We start from the raw sequence: 19,613 nt of genomic DNA on the forward strand, positions 1-19,613 counted from the left end.
ACGGCCGCATCGAGCGCGCGAAAGACCTCGACGATCTCCTCACGACTGCTCGCACCCATACCCCAAACCCTACGAACACCCACCGACAAAAACCGCCGCCTTGTGACCAGCGAAACAACTGTGACGCAAGGGATTACGCGCCGAAAATGCTGTCACCGCGTTACGCGCGCCGAACACGGCCCGCATCCGCGCGCTACGCGCCGAAAACGCTGTCACCCGCGCTACGCGCGCCGAATACGGCCAGCACGCGCGCTAGGCGCGCCACGCCTGACGCGCCACACGATGGAAATTTCCGCCGAGGACGGCCTCGATATCGGAGTCGCTCCAGCCGCGTGCGCGGAGGTGCTCGTCGAGCCCCAGAAACGTCTCGGGCGGCATCCACTGGATCGGTCCCCAACGGGTGTAGCTCTCGTCGAACAGGTGTGGGTTGCGGGTGACTTCGTCGACGAAATCCGCGAAATCGAACGAGAAGTCGGTGCTGACACCGACGTGGTCGATGCCGACGAACTCGACGGCGTACTCCAGGTGCCGTGCCATCGCGTCGAGAGTCGGGGTGTTGGCCCCCAGGAAGATGCCGACGCCGGTGATCCCGATGACGCCGCCGGTGGCCGCGCAGGCCCGAGCCTGGTCGTCGGTGATGTTACGCGGGTGCTCCCAGACCGCACGCATGCAGGAATGGCTGTAAACGACCGGGCCAGCGGACATTTCGCACATGTCGAGCCCGGTGCGGGCACTGCAGTGCGATCCGTCGGGGACGATGCCCACGCGGTTCATTTCGCCGACCAGCGAACGGCCCCATGCGGTGAGGCCGCCGTCCGTGGCGTCCAGGCAGCCGCTGCCCGCGCGGTTGGCGTGGTTATAGGTCGGCAGCATGGTGCGCACGCCGAGCCCGGCGAAGGTGGCGAGGTTGGCGAGATCGCCCTCAAGGGGGCCGGAGTCCTCGAGGTCGAACACCACCGCGATGCGGCCGCCGCGGGTGATGGCCTCGACATCCTCCAGGTCGTCGGCCAACGCGAGCTGCGGGTGGACACCAACCGCCGAACGATAGTGCCGCAGCAGGGCGACCGCGTCGTCGAAGGATTGGGGCGAATACCCCGCATTGACCGAAACCAACGCGCCGGCGGGGCGCCGGTAGCGAGTCAACGGGTCGACGTCGGTGTCCGTCTGCAGCGGCAGACAGGTGTGCTGGTCCCATAGGAGCGACGTCATGGAACTATTGTAAATCGACCGACTTCCCCGTAGCGGCCGCGTGACCCGCCCGGTAGCCGAAAACCATTGCGGGGCCGATCGTTCCGCCGGCCCCGCCGTAGGCTCGGCCGGTCACGCCGCCCATGGCGTTGCCCGCCGCGAACAGGCCCGGTATCGGCTCACCGCTGACGTGCAGGACGCGCCCGTCGGGATCGGTGCGCGGGCCGCCCTTGGTGCCCATCGCGCCGATGCAGATCGGCACCGCGTAGAACGGGGCGGTGTCTATCGGGCCGAGGGTCTTGCCGGCCAGGGTGGTGGCGCTATCATCGCCCCAGTATCCGTCGTAGGCGCTGGAACCGCGCCCGAAATCGGCGTCTGCGCCGGCCGCAACCTGGCGGTTCCACTCCTCGACGGTGCGGGCGAGCCCGTCGGCGTCGATGCCCGTCTTGGTGGCCAATTCGGCCAGGTCCGCCGACTCGCAGAACCATTCCGGTGCGGGCTGGCCCGGTTCGACCCCCAGGAATCCGTAGCGCTGCAGGTGAACCGAGTCGAACACCATCCACGCACGGTCGTTGACGTAGCCGCCGCGGGGGTCGAGGTACTGGAACGCTCCGGCCATCGAGTTGTAATCGCATGCCTCGTTGACGAAGCGCTTGCCGGCCGAGTTGACGATGATGCTACGCGGCCGGGTTCGCTCCAGGCGGACGCTGCGGCTGCGCGGTTTGCCGTCGATGGTGTCGCCGGGGATCTGCACGATCGGCACCCACCACGCTTCACCCATGTTCGCCAGGTCCGCGCCGTGTGCCATCGCCATGCGCAGCCCGTCGCCGGTGTTGTACGGCGGGGAGACCGCGCCGTACATGGGGCCGCGCAGAAAAGCTTGCGCCAGAGCCGGATCCCACTCGAAGCCGCCGGTGCCGAGGATGACCCCGCGGCGGGCCCGCACGCTGATGCTCTTGCCGGACGACTCGACCCGCACCCCGGTGATCTCACCGGCCTCGGCGATGAGCTCTTCGGCCCGCGCGTTCACCCGTACCGCCGCCCCCGCATCCAGCAGACCCTTCAAAAGCCCGGCGATCAGCGCGGTGCCGGCCACGCAGAGATGGCCGGTTCGCTCGTCGATCGCCGCGTGCAGGCGGGCCCTGGTCTCGGCGTCGAAGCCGACGTTGGACCAGTCGGCGGGAAACGACGTGATCCGCGTGGCCCATTCACCTATCTCGCTGAGGTCATAGGGAATCGGGCTCTGCGACCGGCCGCCCGTCGGCCGTCCGCCCGGCAATTCCGGCCGATAGTCGGGGAAGCCCGCCGCGATCTCGAAGCGCACGCCGCTGTGCGCCTCGACGAAGTCGAGCATCGCCGCGCCCGTCCGCACGAACGTCTCGACCAGGGTGTCGTCCATCGTTCCCAGGGCCTGCGCGCGCAGGTAGCGCAGGGCGTCCGCTACCGTCAATTCCCCATCGGGGGAACGGTTGTGGGCCGGGATCCAGGCGATCCCGCCCGACACGGCGGTGGTCCCGCCCACCGTCGGCGCCTTCTCGAAGACCTCCACCGAGGCGCCGGCGACCGCCGCGGTCAGCGCGGCCGTGAGCGCCGCGGCGCCGCTGCCGAGTACGACGACGTCGACTTCATGGTCCCAAGGCATGGACAGTAATCCCTCCAACTCGGTGGCTAATTCAGTAGCTCGGACAACCGTGTCGCGGCCCTGACGACCGCGTCCCTGCCCCGCATCACCACGTCTTCGCGATGGGAGATGAGGTTGATGCAGGTGGGCGGCGACGGCGTGTGGCGGCGGACGGGTACGGCCAGGCCGTAGGTATTCGGTTCGATCTCACCGTGCGTCATCACCCAGCCGCGTTCGCGGGTGCGCGCCACGAGATCTCGTTCCCCGGGGCGCGGCGGCATGCTCGCAAGCAACGCGATGCCGGCCGCGCCGCGGTCGAGCGGATACCGGCTGCCCTCATGGAAGGACAGTTGGTAGGCGACATGGCTTGGCACGATCACCGCGATCGCGACCTGCTGGTCACCCTCGGCGATGAGCAACGACACGGTGGTGCCGAGTTCGTCGGCCAGCGCGCGCAGCGTCGGCAGGCTCAGTTGTCGCACGTTGCGGTCGAACGACGCGCCGAGCACGGCAAGCCCGGACCCGGGGCGGTAGCGCCCGTCCTCTCCCTTGGCCACCAACCGGAATTGGGCCAGCGTCGACAGCAGGCGGTAGGCGATCGTGCGATGCACCCTGACCTGGTCGGCCAGCTGTTGCACCGTCAGCCCGCTCGGGGAATCGGCCACCATCTGCAGCGCGGTAAGTCCGCGGGCGAGCGTCTGAGAACCCGTCCCAGAAGCCGTCATGGCCTTGACATCCCTGCACGCGGGAGCGAAGCTCTATACATATCGCACATCAGCGTGCGATATTAGCACACAAGCCGAGTCAATGCGAGGGGCCAGAGAGGAACCGTGGCGGAGTTCGAGAGCGTATGGAGCGATCTCCAGGGCGTTGCCTTCGAGCAGGGCTACCTCGACGCGGGCGGGGTGCGGACCCGGTACCTGCGCGCCGGCGACCCCGGCAAGCCGGTGTTGATGCTGCTGCACGGATCCGGCGGCCACGCCGAGGCCTACGTCCGCAACCTGGCGGCGCACGGCGAGCACTTCTGGACCTGGTCGATCGACATGCTGGGCCACGGGTACACCGACAAGCCGGGCCATCCGCTGGAAGTCCGCCATTATGTTGAGCATCTGATGGCCGTGCTGCGCACCATCGGCGTCGATCGCGCCTGCCTGAGCGGCGAATCGCTCGGGGGATGGGTGGCGGCGCGCGCCGCAGTCGACCATCCTGACGTGGTCGACCGGCTCGTCCTCAACACCGCCGGCGGCTCCCAGGCCGACCCGGTGGTGATGCAACGGATCGTCACGCTGTCCATGGCGGCCGCCGAGAACCCGACCTGGGAGACGGTCCAGGCGCGGATCAAATGGCTGATGGCCGACAAGTCCAAGGATTACGACGATCTGGTGGCCAGCCGCCAAAGGGTATACCGCCAACCGGGTTTCGTCGATGCCATGCGCGACATCATGGCGTTGCAGGATCCCGAGATCCGGGCGCGCAATCTGCTCGGGCCGGACGAGTACGGCGCCATCATCGCCCCGACGCTGGTGCTGTGGACGAGCGACGACCCCACCGCCGACGTGACCGAGGGCCGCCGCATCGCGTCGATGATCCCCGGCGCGCGCTTCGAGGTGATGCCCGGCTGCGGCCACTGGCCGCAGTACGAGGACGCCAAGACCTTCAACCGCCTCCATCTCGACTTCCTGCTGGGGCGGTGATGGGAAGCGGCGGTCAGCACCCGGACTTCGACGTCGACTTCGATGTTGTGGTCGTCGGCGCCGGCCCGGTCGGGTTGACCCTCGCCAACATCCTTGGCCTGCGGGGCGTCCGGACGCTGGTCGTCGACGAACGCGACAGCCTCATCGACTACCCGCGCGGGGTGGGCCTGGACGACGAGGCGTTGCGCACCTTCCAGTCGATCGGGCTGGTCGACCGGATCCTGCCGCACACCGTGCCCAACCAGATCTTGAGGTTCGTCGACGGCAAGCGTCGCGTGCTGGCCGAAATGGCCCCGCCCGATGCGCGTTTCGGCTGGCCGAAGCGCAATGGGTTCGTGCAGCCGCTCGTCGATGCCGAATTGCTGTGCGGGCTCGACAGATTCGAGCACGTCGAGGTGCGGTGGAACCGCCCTATGACCTCGTGCGTGCAGGACGACGACGGCGTGTCCGTCGAATGCGGCACCGACCGCGATACCGAGCATGTGCGGGCGCGCTACGTCGTCGGATGCGACGGCGGGCGCAGCATGACCCGCCGCATGATGGGAGTGTCCTTCGACGGGACGACGTCATCGACGCGGTGGCTGGTGGTCGACGTCGCCAACGATCCGCTGGGCCACCCCAACAGCGAGGTCGGTGCCGACCCGGAACGCCCATACGCCTCGATCTCGATCGCGCACGGAATTCGCCGTTTCGAGTTCATGATTCACGCCGACGAGACCGACGAGCAGGCCGAGGACCCGGCGTTCCTGACGCGGATGCTGGCGCGGATGGTGCCGCACCCCGAGCGTGTCGACGTGATCCGGCGGCGGGTCTACACCCATCACTCGCGGATCGCCGGGGCCTTCCGCAGCGGCCGACTGCTGCTGGCCGGGGACGCGGCCCACCTGATGCCGGTGTGGCAGGGGCAGGGCTACAACAGCGGCATCCGCGATGCGGCCAACCTGGGCTGGAAGCTCGCCGCGGTGGTGACCGGCCGGGCCGACGGCCGGTTGCTGGACACCTACGACATCGAGCGGCGCAAGCACGCCCGGGCGATGATCGACCTCTCCACCATGGTGGGCCGGGTTATCTCACCGACCGACCGCAGGATCACCACCGCGCGGGACCTCCTGGTGCGTTCGGCGTCAATTGTGCCGTCCCTCAAGCGATATGTGCTCGAAATGCGGTTCAAGCCGATGCCGCGCTACGAGCAGGGCGCCGTTGTTCATAACCCCGCGCACTCCGCGCCGCGCCGCGCCGAATCCCCGGTGGGCACCCTGTTCATCCAGCCACGGGTGGACACCCGCACCGAGCGGGACGTCCTCCTGGACGACGTGCTGGGTGATTGGTTCGCCGTGCTGTGCTGGAACAACAACCCGCGCAAGATCCTCGGCGACGAGGCGTTCGCGAAGTGGAAGGCCCTGGGCGCGCGGTTCGTTGCGCTGCGGCCGCTGACCCAGCTGCACTGGACCGGCCACGACGATCCCGACGTCGTGGTGGTCGGTGATCGCGGTGGCGCAGTGAAGTCCTGGTTCGATACGCATCAGGAGTCGGTGCTGTTCTTGCGACCCGATCGGTGCATCGCGGGCGCCTGCATCGCCCAGCTCGCGCCCGAGCTGAGCGCCTCGCTGCTGGACGCCCTCGCCCTCACGCCGGGAGGGGGTGACCTCCACCATGACACTGGCTCTGTGCTGCATGTCCCACAGCCCGCTCCTGAATCTTCCGGGGCCGTCGCGGGACCTGCTTGACGACATCGAAGGCGCCATCGCGCAGGCGCGCGAGTTCGTCGAAGCAGTCGACCCCGAACTCGTCGTCATCTTCTCGCCGGACCACTACAACGGGTTCTTCTACAAGGTGATGCCGCCCTTCTGCATCGGCATGCGCGCCAACGGCGTTGGTGATTATGGCACCCACGCCGGGCCGCTTGACGTTCCCGAGCGCCTGGCGGCCGAATGTGCGCAAGCCATCCTCGACGCCGGTGTCGACGTCGCGGTGTCGGCCGGCATGGACGTCGACCACGGCACGGTGCAGCCGCTGGAGAAGCTGTTCGGCGATGCCACTGCGCGGCCGGTGATCCCGCTCTTCGTCAACGCGATTGCGGTGCCGTTGGGGCCGTTGCACCGTTGCCGCGCGCTGGGTGCCGCCGTCGGCACCTACCTGGCGGGGCTGGACAAGCGGGTGCTGATCATAGGTTCCGGTGGGCTGTCCCACAGCCCGCCGGTGCCGACGCTCGCGACCGCGCCCCCGGCGGTTCTCGAGCGGATCGTGGACGGCCGGCCGATGACGTCCGAGCAGCGACGGGCTCGGCAGGCGGCCGTGATCGACGCGGCCAGAAACTTCGCCGGTGGCGACAGCGACCTGCAGCCGCTCAACCCGGTCTGGGACCACCGATTTCTCGAGATCGTCGACGAGGGGCGACTGGCGGAGCTCGATCAGTGGTCGAATTCGTTCGTCGCGTACGAGGGCGGCAGCTCGGCGCACGAAATCAGGACGTGGGTGGCGGCTTTCGCGGCGTTGGAGACCGCCGGGCCCTACCGGACCACGGTGCGCTACTACAAGCCGGCCGCCGAGCTCATCGCCGGCTTCGCCATCCGCACGGCGGTGCCGGGATGAGCGCGGCCCCTTCGACAGCCGACGGCTTCGACCACGTGGTCGACGTGCTCGTCGTCGGGTCCGGCGGCGGTGGCATGACGGCCGCGTTGACCGCGCAGGCCGCCGGGCTGGACGCGTTGGTGATCGAGAAGTCGCCGTACTTCGGCGGTTCCACGGCCCTGTCGGGGGGCGGCATCTGGGTGCCCGGCGCGCCCGCGCAACGCAGGGAGGGCTACACGCCGTCGCCAGACGACGTCGTGAAATACCTCTCGAGGATCACCGACGGCCTCGTCAGCGAGGCACGCATCCGGCAGTACGTCGAGCACGCGCCGCGAATGCTCGAGTTCCTCGAAAACCTTTCGGGCTGGTTCGAGTTCGTCTGGAAGCCCGGCTACGCGGACTACTACCCGGAGCTGCCCGGCGGGTCGGAGTTGGGCAGCACGATCAACGTGCCGCCCATCGACCTGCGCAAGCTGGGCGTCGACGAACAGAGGCTGCTCAAGCCCCTGGCGCTCGCCCCGAAGGGAATCTGGCTGGGGCCCAAGGAGTTGCGGACGTTCTACCGGATCCGGCAGTCGTGGACCGGCAAGGGCGTGCTGCTGAAGCTGATTTCGCGCATGGTGCGGGCCCGGGTCCTCGGCGAGCGGATGGCGGCGATCGGGCAGTCGCTGGCGGCCCGGCTCCGATTGGCCATGCGGGATCGCGGGATCCCGTTGTGGCTCGGCGCGCCGATGACCGAGTTGCTCACCGACGCCGACGGATCGGTGACCGGCGCGCTGGTGGAAACGGATGGCGACGTCCGGCGGATCGGCGCCCGCCTCGGGGTGATCCTGGCGTCGGGCGGCTTCGACCACGACCTCGCCTGGCGCAAGGAGCAGCTGCCCGAGGTTGACCAGGACTGGAGCTTCGGCAACCCGGCCGCCATGGGCGACGGCATCCGCGCCGGCCAAAAGGTGGGCGCGGCAACGGACTTGCTCGACGAGGCGTGGTGGTTCCCGGCGATCCAGTGGCCGGACGGCCGCATGCAGTTCATGCTCAACGAGCGGATGATGCCGGCGCAGTTCATCGTCAACGGTGACGGGAAGCGCTTCATCAACGAGGCGGCGCCCTACATGGACTTCGGTCACGCGATGATCGACGGCCAGAGGTCCGGGGTCACCCACATCCCGTGCTGGCTCATCACCGACAACCGGTCGTGGAACCGCTACGTCATCGGCGGGCACCTGCCGATACCGAAGATCCCGGGCGCGCCCGTTCCCACCGGGCGCAAGGTCCCGCGGGCCTGGCTGGAGTCGGGCGTGGTGAAGGCGGCGGCGAGCTGGCACGACATGGCCGCGCAGATCGGCGTTCCAGCGCGCCAACTCTCCGAAACCGCGCGCCGCTTCAACGAACTCGCACGCAGGGGTCACGACGACGATTTCAACCGGGGCGACAGCGTGTACGACAACTATTACGGCGACCCGACCCTGCCGAACCCCAACCTGTACCCACTGGGCGACCCGCCGTATTACGCGTTTCGCATCGTCCTCGGCGATCTCGGCACCTCGGGTGGCCTGCGCACCGACGAGTACGCCAGGGTGCTGCGCACCGACGACACGGTGGTGCCGGGCCTGTACGCGGTCGGCAACACCGCGGCACCGGTCATGGGCCGCAGCTACGCCGGCGCCGGGGCGACCATCGGACCGGCCATGACCTTCGGTTTCGTCGCCGCGAAACACCTTGCGAGCCAATCCCTTAGTTCTCATAGGAGGTAGCACATGAAAATATCGCTGTTCTACGAATTCGCCCTGCCGCGGCCGTGGGCGCCGGACGACGAGCGGGTCTTGTTGCAGGACTGCCTCGATGAGGTCGAGGCCGCGGACAAGGCCGGCTTCTCCACCGTCTGGCTCACCGAGCATCACTTCCTCGAGGAGTACTGCCATTCCACCGCGCCGGAGATCTTCCTGGCCGCGGCCAGCCAGCGGACCAAGAACATCCGGCTGGGGTTCGGCATCATGCACCTGTTGCCCGCGGTCAATCACCCCGCCCGGGTGGCCGAACGCATCGCCACCATCGACCTGCTGTCCAACGGGCGGGTCGAGTTCGGCACCGGCGAAGGTTCCTCCGTCGGTGAACTCGGCGGATTCGACGTCGATCCCGCCGACAAGCGCGCGCAGTGGGAGGAGGCCCTCGAGGTGGCGATCCGCTGCATGATCGAGGAGCCGTTCACGGGATTCAAGGGCGAGCAGATCCAGATGCCGCCCCGCAACGTCATCCCCAAGCCGATGCAAAAGCCGCATCCCCCCGTCTGGGTGGCCTGCACGCGGCCGGCCAGCGTCCAGATGGCCGCCCAGAAGTGCATCGGGGCATTGAGTTTCGCCTACACCGGTCCCGGGCCGCTGACCGACCGGGTCAACGGCTACTACAAGGAGTTCGAGGAGAACGGCGTGCCGATCACCCCGCAGATCAATCCCAACATCCTGGCCATCGGTGGTGACCTGTCGATGATGGTCGCCAAGACCGAAGAGGAGGCCCTGCAACGCCTGGGCCAGGGCGGTGGATTCTTCTCGTTCGGGATCATGCACTACTACCTGACCGGGATGCACACGCCGGGCCGCACCGGGGTGTGGAAGCGGTACCTCGAGGAGGTCGAGAAGGACCCCACGCTGGCCTACGGCCCCGGGCGCGGCGCGATCGGATCCCCGGCCACCGTCCGCGAGTTCCTGCGCGGCTACGAGGACAGCGGCGTCGACGAGATCATCCTGCTGCTCAACCCGCGCAGCCACGAGGGCACGATGGAATCCATCGAGCTGATGGGCAAGGAGGTGCTGCCCGAGTTCATCGAACGCGACGCGAAGGCCGTGGCCGCCAAGGCCAAGCGGCTCGCACCGGTCATCGAGAAGGTCGAGGCGCGCCGACCGGCCTCGGCCGCACCGCTGTTCGATGAAACCTACGCGTTCGGCGGGCTGCCCACCGGCCGCGACAAGTTCACCGCCAGCGAGATCCCCGAAGCCATGGCGGAAATCAACGAGGGCCGCGTCCAGGCGGCGCAGCGCCTGAAGGAGCAGCAGCGCGCCAAGGAGCAGTAGGACGCGCGCGATACCGGAAGCGGTTTGAGCCTTGGGACGAATCGAGGAGCTGTGGCGCTACGACGGCCGCCGTGCGGTGGTGACCGGATGCGCATCGGGCATCGGAGAGCACGTGGTGCGGCAGCTCACCGAAGCCGGGGCGGACGTCGTCGGGCTGGATAAGCGCCGCCCCTCGTTGGAGCTCAGCGGTTTTCACGAGGTCGATCTCGCCGACCCGGATTCGATCGATCGCGCGGTGGCGTCCATCGACGGGCCGGTCGACGCGCTGTTCAACGTGGCGGGCGTCTCGTCCGGGATCGGCGACCCGCCGCTGGTGGTCACCATCAACTTCCTGGGGCTGCGGCAGGTCACCGAGGCGCTGATCGGCAAGATGCCCGCGGGGTCGTCGATCGTCAGCGTCTCCTCGCTCGCGGCGGCGGGCTACCGCGACCATCTGCGGGCGGTGGCGCCGCTGCTCAAGACCGCGACGATGCGGGATGGCGTCGACTGGTGTCATGCCCACCCCGACGCGGTGGGCACCGGCTACCAATTGTCCAAAGAGGCGATCATCCTGTACACCATGCAAAACGCCGCGCCCCTCGGCGCGCGGAGCATCCGGATCAACTGCACCGGCCCGGGCGTCACCGAAACCCCGATCCTCGATCAGCTGCGGACCGCGTACGGGCAGGGCTTCCTCGACGACATCCCCAAGCCGCTGGGACGCGTGTCCGGGCCGGCCGAACAGGCCTCGGTTCTGCTGTTTCTCAACAGCGATGCGGCCAGCTACATTACCGGCCAGGTGTTGTGGGTCGACGGCGGAAACGTGGGCGCCGCGATCGCCCGGGAACTCGAGGAAGGACGCGCTCCGTGGCCGGCTTGACGGACTTTCGGAAGGTCGCTCGCGACGTGTCCAACTGGGGGCGGTGGGGAGACGACGACGAGCTGGGCACGCTGAACTTCATCACCGCGGACAAGGTCGCCCAGGCCGCGGGCCTGGTGCGGCACGGCAAGGTGTTTCCGCTCGGCGTGGACTTCGGTGCGTCGGGGCCGCAGGGCGCCTTCGAGTTTCGGCACAACCCGGTGCACGTCATGACGGTGGACGGCGGCGACGTGCACACGCTGGCCAAGTACGGAGCAGAGTGGGCGCGGAATCCGTTGGCGAAACAGCTGAGTGGATACATGACCGCCGACAACCCCTTCCGCTTCAACGACGACATGATCATCATGCCGTTGCAGGCGGCCAGCCAGTGGGACGCGCTGTCACACGTCTACTACGACGACCAGCTCTACAACGGCTTCCCGGCGGATTCGGTGACCAGCATGGGTGCCTACCACTGCGGCATCGACAAGGTCGACGTCAAGGGCATCACGTCGCGCGGCGTGCTGCTCGATCTGGTTCGGCATCGTGGCGCCGAGGTCTTCCTCGAAGCCGGCAACCCGATCACCCCGGAGGAACTGGACGACGTGGTGCGCGCCCAGGGGGTGACCGTCGGGCGCGGCGACATCGTGTTGATCCGCACCGGTTGGTGGACAAGGTTTCTCATGACCGGCAACAAGTCGGAGGGCTACTCCGGGCTGGACTGGCGCTGCGCGCCGTGGCTGCACGATCACGAGGTCGCGGCGGTCGCGGCCGACAACCTCCAGGTGGAGGACCTGGTATCCGGCGTCGACGGGATCACCTTCCCCCTGCACCTGCTTTGCCTGCGCGATATGGGGTTGATCTTCGGCGAGTACTGGGACCTCAAAGCGCTGGCGGACGACTGCGCGGCCGACGGCGTCTACGAGTTCCAGCTCATCGCGCCGCCGCTGAGAGTCGTTGGCGCCGTGGGCTCCCCGGTGAATCCGATCGCGATCAAGTGATGGACGTCCAACGCAGGACGATGCTGGTCGACGGGCTGGTCACCAGCTACCTCGAGGCGGGCGAAGGCGACCCGGTGGTCCTGCTGCACGGCGGGGAGTTCGGCGGCAGCGCCGAACTCGGGTGGGAGCGCAACATCGCCGCCCTCGCCACGCGGCACCGTGTGGTGGCGCCCGACCAGCTGGGCTTCGGACAATCGGCCAAGGTCATCGATTTCGTCGATGGTCGCGGCATGCGGATTCGGCACGTGGCGCGGTTCTGTGAGCTGCTCGGCATCGACTCGGCGCACTTCGTCGGCAACTCGATGGGCGCCATCAACCTGCTCACCGACGCCACGGCGGACGAGCCGAGGCTGCCGATCCGCAGCCTGGTCGCGATCTGCGGGGGCGGGGAGATCCAGCAGAACCGGCACTTCGACGCGCTGCAGCAGTACGACGCGACCCTGCCGGCGATGCGGCGCATCGTCGAGGCGCTGTTCCACGACCCCGGCTACCCGGCCGACGAGGACTACGTGCGACGCCGGTACGAATCGAGCACCGCGCCCGGGGCATGGGAAGCCGTGGCGGCGGCCCGATTCCGCCGCCCCGGTGCAACACCGTCGTCGACCCCGTCGAGCGCGCGGGCCTACGAGCGCATCAACGTGCCAGCGCTTGTCGTCGAGGGGGGAGACGACAAGCTCCTGCCGTCCGGGTGGGGCGAGCAGATCGCCAAACAGATCGCGGGCGGCCGCTCGGAGGTGATTGCCCGCGCCGGTCACTGCCCGCAGATCGAGCGGCCGTCGGCGGTCAACGGGTTGCTGTTGGACTTTTTCGCGGCGGCGGGGCGTCAGAAGGCGTAGTCCAGCCGGGTCTGCATGCCCGCCTCCTGGTGGTAGGTGTTGTGGCAGTGCAACTGCCACAACCCCGGATTGTCGGCGACCAGCACGGCGAGCACCTTCTGCTTGGGCAGCACGATCACGGTGTCCTTGCGGGCGCCCGGGCTACCGTCGGCGTTGACCAGCTGAAAAGTGTGTCCGTGCAGGTGAATCGGGTGATACATCATCGTCGGGTTGTCGAACGTGATGGTGGGCCGTTCGCCCAGTCGAACGTGCAGCGGATCCGTGTCGCTGTAGGGCCGCCCGTTGATCATCCAGTTGTATTGCATCATGTTGCCGCCCAGCATGACCGGGAGGTTGAGATCGGGCTGGGGCGGGCCCAGATTGACGGGTGTTGTGGCCGTGAACATTTCGATGGTGCCCACCCGCTTGCCCAGTTCGGCCGGTTGAAATCCCGCGTCGGGCGGGCTGCCCGTTCCGGTGGACAGCAGCGCGCGCGCCAAATCGTTCTTCCCTTCGGCGAGCGCGACCAACGGGAAGACGCCGTCGGCCGCGGTGACGATCACGTCGTAGCGTTCCGCCATCCCGATCAGAAGTGCGTCGACCTCGGTCGGCACCACGGGGTAACCATCGGTATGGGTGACCGTCATCGAATGGCCGGCCAGCGCGACGCGAAAGGCGGTGTCGGAGCCGGTGTTGATGAAGCGGATCCTGATGCGCTGGCCCGGCTTGGCATTGAAAGTCGTGGGCGCCGCGGGGATGCGGCCGTTGATCAGGTAGTAGGGGTAGTCGATGTCTCCGGCGTCGCCGCCGAGCAGATCGCTCGTCCCGCCGCCGTTGTCCGGCATCCCGGGCATAGCTGATGTCGGCGTCGTCGAGGTCGCGGAGCCGGCGGCCGACCTGGGGGTTGTCGCGGTGGTCGGTCTCGTCGACGACGTCGTCGGCATGCTCGACCGGCTCGGCTTGTTCGGGCTGGTGAGCTCGCTGTAGAGCTGCTGCGGGCTCTTCCCGATGCCGTCCGTCCAATCGTCAAGGACGACAACCCATTCGGCGTCGTAGTCGCCCTCACTCGGGTCGTCGACGATGACCGGCAGATAGAGGCCCATGTCGGCGTCCAGGCCGGTGTGCGGATGGCCCCAGTAGGTGCCCGAATCCGGCACGGAGAACCGGTAAGTGAAGTCCCGGCCGGCCGGGATGTTCGGGGTGGCCGGCGCGGCGCCGTCCATGTCGTTGCGCAACGCGATGCCGTGCCAATGCACCGACGTCGGATGATCGAGCCGGTTCGAGACGGTGACGACCAGCTCGTCACCGACCCTGGCCCGGATCAGCGGTCCCGGGATGGCGTTGCCGTAGGCCAACGTACGGGCGATGGGCCCACCGAGATCGACCTGGGCCGGCTGGGGGGTCAGGCTGGCGGTCACGGTGCGCCCGCTGTGCGGCCGCGCCTTCTCGGCGGCGGCGATGGCGGCGGCCATCTTCGCGGCGGCGCCGGATGCCTGGGTGTCGGATTGGCTGCAGCCCGCCAGCGCCAGGCCGCCGGCGATGCCGGCGGCCATGAAGCCGCGCCTGGTCAACTGAGCCCCGTCGAAGGGGACGCCCCTTATGGGCAGCACGGGCATTGAGCGCTCCTCGTCTGGCGTCGAACCGCCCCGGCGCCTTATATCGCTACACCCCCCGGTCAGTCCCGCGGCGCCTAATGCGCACCGCTGGTCGCCCGGGTGGCCGTCCAATCGCTGAAGCGGGTCGGGTAGATCGTCGCGTCCTCGCTGTCGAGGGGAACGATGGTGTGCTCATCGAGCCGGGTGCCGAAATATTGCGCCTCGGGGTCGCCCACCACATGGCGGGGATCGTCGGCTGCGGCAAGCGCGGTCCGGATGAACTCGTCCATGCCGCGCTTTTCGGGCCCGGCGATGTTGGTCCTGCCGTTGGTCGGGTCGCTGATCGTCGCCCCGGTGACGGCGGTGGCGACGTCCTTGGCCGCGATCGGCTGGAATGCGCCGACCGGCAGGCGGACGGTGTCGCTGTCGGTCGCGGAATCCGCGATGGCGCCGACGAATTCGAAGAACTGGGTCGCCCGCACGATCGAATACGGGGCCCCCGATTCCTCGATCAGCTTCTCCTGGGCGACCTTGGCCCGCATGTAGCCACTGTCCGGGGCGCGGTCGGCGCCGACGATCGAGAGCGCGACGTGGTGCCGCACACCCGCCGCGCGCTCGGCGGCGAGCAGGTTTCGGGTCGACGTGGTGAAGAAGTGCATGACGGGGTCGTCATCGAACGAGGGCGAGTTGGACACGTCCACGACGGTGTGCATCCCCGCCACCGCCTCCGCGAGGCCCTCGCCGGTGACGGAGTCGACGCCCGAACGCGGTGAGGCCGAGATCGCCTCGTGTCCCAGCGCGGTCAGATTGGCGATGACCTGCGAGCCGATGAGTCCGGTGCCGCCGATAACCAAGATCTTCATGATCAAGCCCTCCCAAAGTAGCCGATTAAGCGGTGCACTCAGCCTTCCACTTCCGAAAGTGGATTGATATGCCTCCAGGTGCCGGGCGAGGGCTTAAATCAACTGCTTGACTTAACCCCACCGTCGCCGATTAACTCGTCGTGTGGTCAACGAACTCGCCGGCAAGGTAGCAATCGTCACCGGCGGCGCATCGGGCATCGGTCGCGGCATCGTGGAGAAGTTTGTGGCCGAGGGCGCGCGGGTCGTCGTCGCCGATGTCGAAACGGATAGGGGCGAGGCGCTCGCGACAGGGTTGGGACAAGACACCGTCTTCCGGTGGACGGACGTCTCGGATCCCGAGCAGGTCGGGACCCTGGTGGCCGCGGCCGTCGAGAAATTCGGCGGTCTGCATGTGATGGTCAACAACGCCGGCGTCTCGAGCAAGATGCATCGCCGATTCTTCGACGACGATCTGGCCGATTTTCACCGGGTCATGGCCGTCAACGTCCTGGGCGTGATGGCGGGAACCCGAGATGCCGCTCGGCACATGGCCGCTCACGGCGGGGGATCGATTATCAATATCAGCTCGATCGGGGGGATCCAGGCCGGCGGGGGCGTGATGAGCTACCGCGCGTCCAAAGCGGCCGTCAACCAATTCACCAAGTGCGCGGCAATTGAGTTGGCGTACTTCGAGGTTCGCGTCAACGCCATCGCGCCGGGCAGCATCCCGACGCCGCTGGTGGCGAAGTCGGCGGCGGACGTGGACCCGCAGGAGCTCGAGCGGTTCGAGGCCGCGATCCGCCAGACGATGCGGGACGACCGGCCGCTGAAGCGCGAGGGAACGGCCGAGGACGTCGCCGAGGCGGCGCTGTACTTCGCCACCGATCGGTCGCGGTACGTGACGGGCACCGTGCTGCCGGTGGACGGGGGCACGTCCGCGGGCAAGCCGATCCGCTCCAAGAAGCGCGAGGGCTGATGATGCGACGTCCGCCGTCAAACGTTTAAATCAAGCGCTTGACTTAAAGCGCGGGGCGGGGTTGACTGGCGGAATGACGACCGCGGGCCGCACCGTTCGCACCGAGCGGGCCAGCTCCACCCAGGAGGCGATCCTGGCGGCGGCCGAGCGGTTGTATGCCGAGCACGGCATGTTCGCGGTGTCCAACCGGCAGGTCAGTGAGGCCGCCGGGCAGGGGAACAACGCCGCGGTTGGCTACCACTTCGGCACCAAGGCCGACCTGGTGCGCGCCATCGAGCAGAAACACCGCGGTCCCGTCGAGCGGCTGCGCGAAGACATGGTGGCCGACCTGCTGGAGTCGGGCGGCTCGGCCGACATGCGGGGCTGGGTGGCCTGCCTGGTGCGCCCGCTGACCGACCATCTCGAGGAGCTCGGAAATCCCACCTGGTACGCGCGCTTCGCCGCGCAGGCGATGACCGATCCGGCCTACTACAACATCATCGTCAAGGGTGCGCTCAGCTCTCGGTCGCTGGTTGAGGTCGTCGACGGGATCAACGCCTGCCTGCCCGACCTGCCGGCCGAGGTGCGATTCGAACGCAACATCATGGCTCGCAACCTGTTGATGCACACCTGCGCCGACCGCGAGCGGGCGCTCGCGACGGGTTCGTCGATGCACCAGTCGTCTTGGCGCGCGGCCGCGTCCGGGCTCATCGACGCGATCGTCGGCCTGTGGCTGGCGCCCGTGACGGCGGACGAGTAGGGGGACCGCGATGAAAGTGACCGTGGACCAAGGTATCTGCGCATCGTCGGGTAACTGCGTGATGAACGCGCCCGAGGTGTTCGACCAGCGCGACGACGACGGCGTGGTCGTTTTGCTCAATTCCCATCCAACACCCGAGCAGGCCGAGGGCGCTCGCCGCGCCGCCGCGGCCTGCCCCGCGCTGGCCATTCACATCGAGGAATGAAATGTCGGACACGTTGACGAGCACGAGAACCGAAGCGGATCGCCAGATTCCGGACTATCCGATGGCGCGGGACGCGGGCTGCCCGTTCGCCCCGCCTCCGGACGTCATGGCGCTCGCCGGAGCGAAGCCGCTGTCCAGGGTCCGAATCTGGGACGGCAGCACCCCCTGGCTCATCACCGGCTATGACCAAGTGCGGGAACTGTTCTCCGATTCACGGGTCAGCGTCGACGACCGCACGCCCGGGTTTCCGCACTGGAACGCGGGCATGTTGTCCACCGTGCACAAGCGCCCGCGATCGGTTTTCACATCCGACGGCGAGGAACACACGCGATTCAGGCGGATGTTGTCCAAGCCGTTCACCTTCAAGCGAGTCGAGGGACTGCGCCCGAGCATCCAGCAGATCACCGACGACCACATCGACGCGATGCTCGCCGGGCCGCAGCCGGCCGACCTCGTCACCGCGCTGGCCCTGCCGGTCCCGTCGCTGGTGATCAGCCAGCTGCTCGGCGTGCCTTACGAAGACGCCGACATGTTCCAGCACCACGCCAACGTCGGGCTCGCGCGCTACGCGACGGGGGAGGACACCGTCAAGGGCGCGATGAGCCTCAACAAGTACCTGGCCCGGCTGGTCGAGGCGAAGATGGAAAACCCGGCCGAAGATGCTGTCTCCGACCTGGCCGAGCGGGTCAAGGCCGGCGAGCTCAGCGTCAATGAGGCCGCGCAGTTGGGCACCGGGCTGCTGATCGCGGGCCACGAGACGACGTCGAACATGATCGGGCTGGGTGTGCTTGCGCTGCTGCAGAATCCGGACCAGCTGGCCGTGATCCGCGACGCCGAGGAGCCCAAGATCGTCGCCAACGCCGTCGAGGAACTGTTGCGCTACCTCAGCATCATCCAGAACGGTCAGCGCCGCGTGGCCCTCGAAGACATCACCATCGCCGGCGAGGTCATCCGCGCCGGCGAGGGCATCATCATCGACCTGGCCCCGGCGAACTGGGATGCGCGCGTCTTCACCGAGCCCGATCGGCTCTACCTGCACAGGTCGGGGGCGGATCGCAACGTCGCGTTCGGATACGGCAGGCACCAGTGCGTCGGTCAGCAACTCGCCCGCGCGGAGTTGCAGATCGTCTACCGCACGCTGTTCCGCCGAATCCCGACGCTGGCGTTGGGCATCCCGTTCGAGGAGGTGCCGTTCAAGCATGACCGGCTCGCCTACGGCGTCTACGAATTGCCGGTGACCTGGTAACCGCGCCGATTTCAATTCCGAATGGAAGGGTCAATGATGACGACTCAAACAAGCACCGTTTCGCTTTACCCGCCCGGAGGCTTTGGCGCACCGAAGGATCGCCGCGGGCACGCCAGCGGCAGCAACGTGGGGCTGCCGGAAGGGACGGTGGTTTTTTCCGCCGACAACCACGTGTCGCTGGCCGCCGACATCTTCTACGAGCGCTTCCCGGAGGAGCTGAAGGACAAGGCGCCACGAATCTGGTATGAGGACGGCGCCTATCAGGTCGGGCGCAAGGGGCAGTCGTTCCTGCCGGGTGACTTCAGTGCGGTGCTGATGCAATACGACGACCTGCCCGGCGCCGCCAGCACCAACATCGAGGCCCGCATCCAGGAGCTGCACGACGACGGAGTCGACAAGGAACTGGCGTTCCCCAACGCGGTGCTCGCGCTCTTCCACTACCCGGACAAGAAGCTTCGCGAGCTCGCATTTCGCATCTACAACGAGTACATCGCGGAGCTGCAGGAGCGCTCCGACGGGCACTTCTACGGCGCCGGGTTGATCAACTGGTGGGATCCGCAGGGCGCGCGCCGGACGCTGGACGAGCTGAAGTCGTTGGGCCTCAAGACGTTCCTGATGCCGCTGAACCCGGGCAAGGACGACGACGGCAACCCGATCGACTACTCGAGCACGTCGATGGACTCCGTCTGGGACGAGATCGAAGCCTCCGGCCTGCCGATCACTCACCACATCGGGGAGACGCCGCCGAAGAGCCCGACCGAGTTCAACAGCGTCGTCGTGGGGATGATGATCAACATCGACGGATTCCGGGAGACGTTCGCCAAGTACATCTTCGGCGGCATTCTGGACCGGCACCCCTCGCTGCGCCTCGGCTGGTTCGAGGGCGGAATCGCCTGGGTGCCCTGGGCGCTGCAGGATGCCGAGCATCTGGTGGCCTCCTATCAACACATGTTCAATCGGCCTTTGGAGCACGACGTGCGCTACTACTGGGACAACCACATGAGCGCATCGTTCATGGTCGACCCACTGGGGTTGCAGCTGATCGACAAGATCGGTGTGGACAAGGTGATGTGGTCCAGCGACTACCCGCACAACGAAAGCACCTACGGTTATTCGGAAAAGTCGCTCGCCGCGGTCGTCGAGGCGGTCGGGCCGGAGAACGCGGCGCGCATCGTCAGCGGCAACGTCACGAAGTTCCTGGGGTTGTAGTGACG

18 protein-coding genes are annotated in these 19,613 nt (G+C 67.7%); 13 read left to right on the plus strand and 5 right to left on the minus strand.

Going from position 1 to position 19,613, the window contains the following annotated elements:
- Positions 1 to 252 precede the first annotated feature (252 nt).
- From A5705_RS18640 to A5705_RS18650, 3 genes are read right to left on the minus strand one after another with little or no spacing between them, the layout of a single operon-like run.
- Positions 253 to 1,209 (minus strand): dipeptidase, encoded by a 957-nt coding sequence (locus A5705_RS18640; RefSeq protein ID WP_067875253.1) that lies wholly within the window; start codon positions 1,207 to 1,209, stop codon positions 253 to 255.
- A gap of 4 nt (positions 1,210 to 1,213) precedes the next feature.
- Entirely contained in the window at positions 1,214 to 2,830 is a 1,617-nt protein-coding gene (locus tag A5705_RS18645; RefSeq protein WP_068279230.1) for an FAD-dependent oxidoreductase, read from the minus strand.
- A gap of 26 nt (positions 2,831 to 2,856) precedes the next feature.
- A complete protein-coding gene (locus A5705_RS18650; RefSeq protein ID WP_068279233.1) occupies positions 2,857 to 3,534 on the minus strand; it encodes an IclR family transcriptional regulator in 678 nt (225 codons plus the stop codon).
- A 105-nt stretch (positions 3,535 to 3,639) separates the two neighbouring features.
- On the opposite strand from A5705_RS18650, the gene A5705_RS18655 reads away from it, so the two are divergent.
- Genes A5705_RS18655 through A5705_RS18690 form a run of 8 tightly spaced genes read left to right on the plus strand, consistent with a single transcriptional unit; the run spans position 3,640 to position 12,817 of the window.
- Complete coding sequence (locus A5705_RS18655; protein WP_068279235.1) at positions 3,640 to 4,503, plus strand: alpha/beta fold hydrolase; 864 nt, start codon at positions 3,640 to 3,642, stop codon at positions 4,501 to 4,503.
- Positions 4,503 to 6,230 (plus strand): bifunctional 3-(3-hydroxy-phenyl)propionate/3-hydroxycinnamic acid hydroxylase, encoded by a 1,728-nt coding sequence (locus A5705_RS18660; RefSeq protein ID WP_068279238.1) that lies wholly within the window; start codon positions 4,503 to 4,505, stop codon positions 6,228 to 6,230. The genes A5705_RS18655 and A5705_RS18660 overlap by 1 nt, the downstream gene beginning before the upstream one ends.
- On the plus strand, positions 6,178 to 7,095 hold the full coding sequence (locus A5705_RS18665) for a 3-carboxyethylcatechol 2,3-dioxygenase (RefSeq protein ID WP_068279241.1): 918 nt from the start codon (positions 6,178 to 6,180) through the stop codon (positions 7,093 to 7,095). Before A5705_RS18660 ends, A5705_RS18665 begins: the two co-directional genes overlap by 53 nt.
- Positions 7,092 to 8,828 (plus strand): FAD-binding protein, encoded by a 1,737-nt coding sequence (locus A5705_RS18670; protein ID WP_068279244.1) that lies wholly within the window; start codon positions 7,092 to 7,094, stop codon positions 8,826 to 8,828. Before A5705_RS18665 ends, A5705_RS18670 begins: the two co-directional genes overlap by 4 nt.
- Before the next feature lie 3 nt (positions 8,829 to 8,831).
- A complete protein-coding gene (locus A5705_RS18675; protein WP_067875230.1) occupies positions 8,832 to 10,142 on the plus strand; it encodes an LLM class flavin-dependent oxidoreductase in 1,311 nt (436 codons plus the stop codon).
- A gap of 31 nt (positions 10,143 to 10,173) precedes the next feature.
- Entirely contained in the window at positions 10,174 to 11,001 is an 828-nt protein-coding gene (locus A5705_RS18680) for a coniferyl-alcohol dehydrogenase (RefSeq protein ID WP_067875227.1), read from the plus strand.
- Positions 10,989 to 11,981 (plus strand): cyclase family protein, encoded by a 993-nt coding sequence (locus tag A5705_RS18685; protein ID WP_067875224.1) that lies wholly within the window; start codon positions 10,989 to 10,991, stop codon positions 11,979 to 11,981. The genes A5705_RS18680 and A5705_RS18685 overlap by 13 nt, the downstream gene beginning before the upstream one ends.
- Positions 11,981 to 12,817: an alpha/beta fold hydrolase gene (locus A5705_RS18690; RefSeq protein WP_067875220.1), complete on the plus strand. Its 837-nt coding sequence runs from the start codon at positions 11,981 to 11,983 to the stop codon at positions 12,815 to 12,817. The genes A5705_RS18685 and A5705_RS18690 overlap by 1 nt, the downstream gene beginning before the upstream one ends.
- Here the strand turns inward: A5705_RS18690 and A5705_RS18695 are convergent.
- Together A5705_RS18695 and A5705_RS18700 are read right to left on the minus strand one after the other, a co-directional pair.
- Entirely contained in the window at positions 12,805 to 14,412 is a 1,608-nt protein-coding gene (locus A5705_RS18695; protein ID WP_067875217.1) for a multicopper oxidase family protein, read from the minus strand. The genes A5705_RS18690 and A5705_RS18695 overlap by 13 nt on opposite strands.
- 74 nt (positions 14,413 to 14,486) lie before the next feature.
- A complete protein-coding gene (locus A5705_RS18700) occupies positions 14,487 to 15,254 on the minus strand; it encodes an SDR family oxidoreductase (protein WP_068279248.1) in 768 nt (255 codons plus the stop codon).
- Between the two features lie 142 nt (positions 15,255 to 15,396).
- Here A5705_RS18700 and A5705_RS18705 point away from each other — a divergent pair, with 142 nt between their 5' ends.
- The 5 genes from A5705_RS18705 to A5705_RS18725 all read left to right on the plus strand — a co-directional run bounded on the left by A5705_RS18705 (position 15,397) and on the right by A5705_RS18725 (position 19,608).
- Positions 15,397 to 16,209, plus strand: a complete 813-nt coding sequence (locus A5705_RS18705) for an SDR family NAD(P)-dependent oxidoreductase (protein WP_067875214.1) — start codon at positions 15,397 to 15,399, stop codon at positions 16,207 to 16,209.
- Positions 16,210 to 16,282: 73 nt separating this feature from the next.
- The gene (locus A5705_RS18710) at positions 16,283 to 16,948 is read left to right on the plus strand and encodes a TetR/AcrR family transcriptional regulator (RefSeq protein ID WP_067875211.1); all 666 of its coding nucleotides are present in this window, start codon (positions 16,283 to 16,285) and stop codon (positions 16,946 to 16,948) included.
- Positions 16,949 to 16,958: 10 nt separating this feature from the next.
- Positions 16,959 to 17,153 carry a ferredoxin gene (locus tag A5705_RS18715; protein WP_067875208.1) on the plus strand — a complete coding sequence of 65 codons (195 nt, stop codon included), beginning with the start codon at positions 16,959 to 16,961 and terminating at the stop codon, positions 17,151 to 17,153.
- A 1-nt stretch (position 17,154) separates the two neighbouring features.
- On the plus strand, positions 17,155 to 18,399 hold the full coding sequence (locus A5705_RS18720; RefSeq protein ID WP_067875205.1) for a cytochrome P450: 1,245 nt from the start codon (positions 17,155 to 17,157) through the stop codon (positions 18,397 to 18,399).
- Positions 18,400 to 18,546: 147 nt separating this feature from the next.
- Positions 18,547 to 19,608 carry an amidohydrolase family protein gene (locus A5705_RS18725; RefSeq protein WP_197516905.1) on the plus strand — a complete coding sequence of 354 codons (1,062 nt, stop codon included), beginning with the start codon at positions 18,547 to 18,549 and terminating at the stop codon, positions 19,606 to 19,608.
- Positions 19,609 to 19,613 lie beyond the last annotated feature (5 nt).

Origin of the sequence: Mycobacterium sp. E787, from assembly GCF_001668725.1 — a bacterium.
Lineage (GTDB): Bacteria > Actinomycetota > Actinomycetes > Mycobacteriales > Mycobacteriaceae > Mycobacterium.

Coding starts and splice junctions, on each gene's coding strand:
- A5705_RS18640 (WP_067875253.1), bottom strand. CDS start 1,209: ATGACGTCGCTCCTATGGGACCAGCACACCTGTCTGCCGCTGCAGACG.
- A5705_RS18645 (WP_068279230.1), bottom strand. CDS start 2,830: ATGCCTTGGGACCATGAAGTCGACGTCGTCGTACTCGGCAGCGGCGCC.
- A5705_RS18650 (WP_068279233.1), bottom strand. CDS start 3,534: ATGACGGCTTCTGGGACGGGTTCTCAGACGCTCGCCCGCGGACTTACC.
- A5705_RS18660 (WP_068279238.1), top strand. CDS start 4,503: ATGGGAAGCGGCGGTCAGCACCCGGACTTCGACGTCGACTTCGATGTT.
- A5705_RS18665 (WP_068279241.1), top strand. CDS start 6,178: ATGTCCCACAGCCCGCTCCTGAATCTTCCGGGGCCGTCGCGGGACCTG.
- A5705_RS18670 (WP_068279244.1), top strand. CDS start 7,092: ATGAGCGCGGCCCCTTCGACAGCCGACGGCTTCGACCACGTGGTCGAC.
- A5705_RS18675 (WP_067875230.1), top strand. CDS start 8,832: ATGAAAATATCGCTGTTCTACGAATTCGCCCTGCCGCGGCCGTGGGCG.
- A5705_RS18690 (WP_067875220.1), top strand. CDS start 11,981: ATGGACGTCCAACGCAGGACGATGCTGGTCGACGGGCTGGTCACCAGC.
- A5705_RS18695 (WP_067875217.1), bottom strand. CDS start 14,412: ATGCCCGTGCTGCCCATAAGGGGCGTCCCCTTCGACGGGGCTCAGTTG.
- A5705_RS18700 (WP_068279248.1), bottom strand. CDS start 15,254: ATGAAGATCTTGGTTATCGGCGGCACCGGACTCATCGGCTCGCAGGTC.
- A5705_RS18710 (WP_067875211.1), top strand. CDS start 16,283: ATGACGACCGCGGGCCGCACCGTTCGCACCGAGCGGGCCAGCTCCACC.
- A5705_RS18715 (WP_067875208.1), top strand. CDS start 16,959: ATGAAAGTGACCGTGGACCAAGGTATCTGCGCATCGTCGGGTAACTGC.
- A5705_RS18720 (WP_067875205.1), top strand. CDS start 17,155: ATGTCGGACACGTTGACGAGCACGAGAACCGAAGCGGATCGCCAGATT.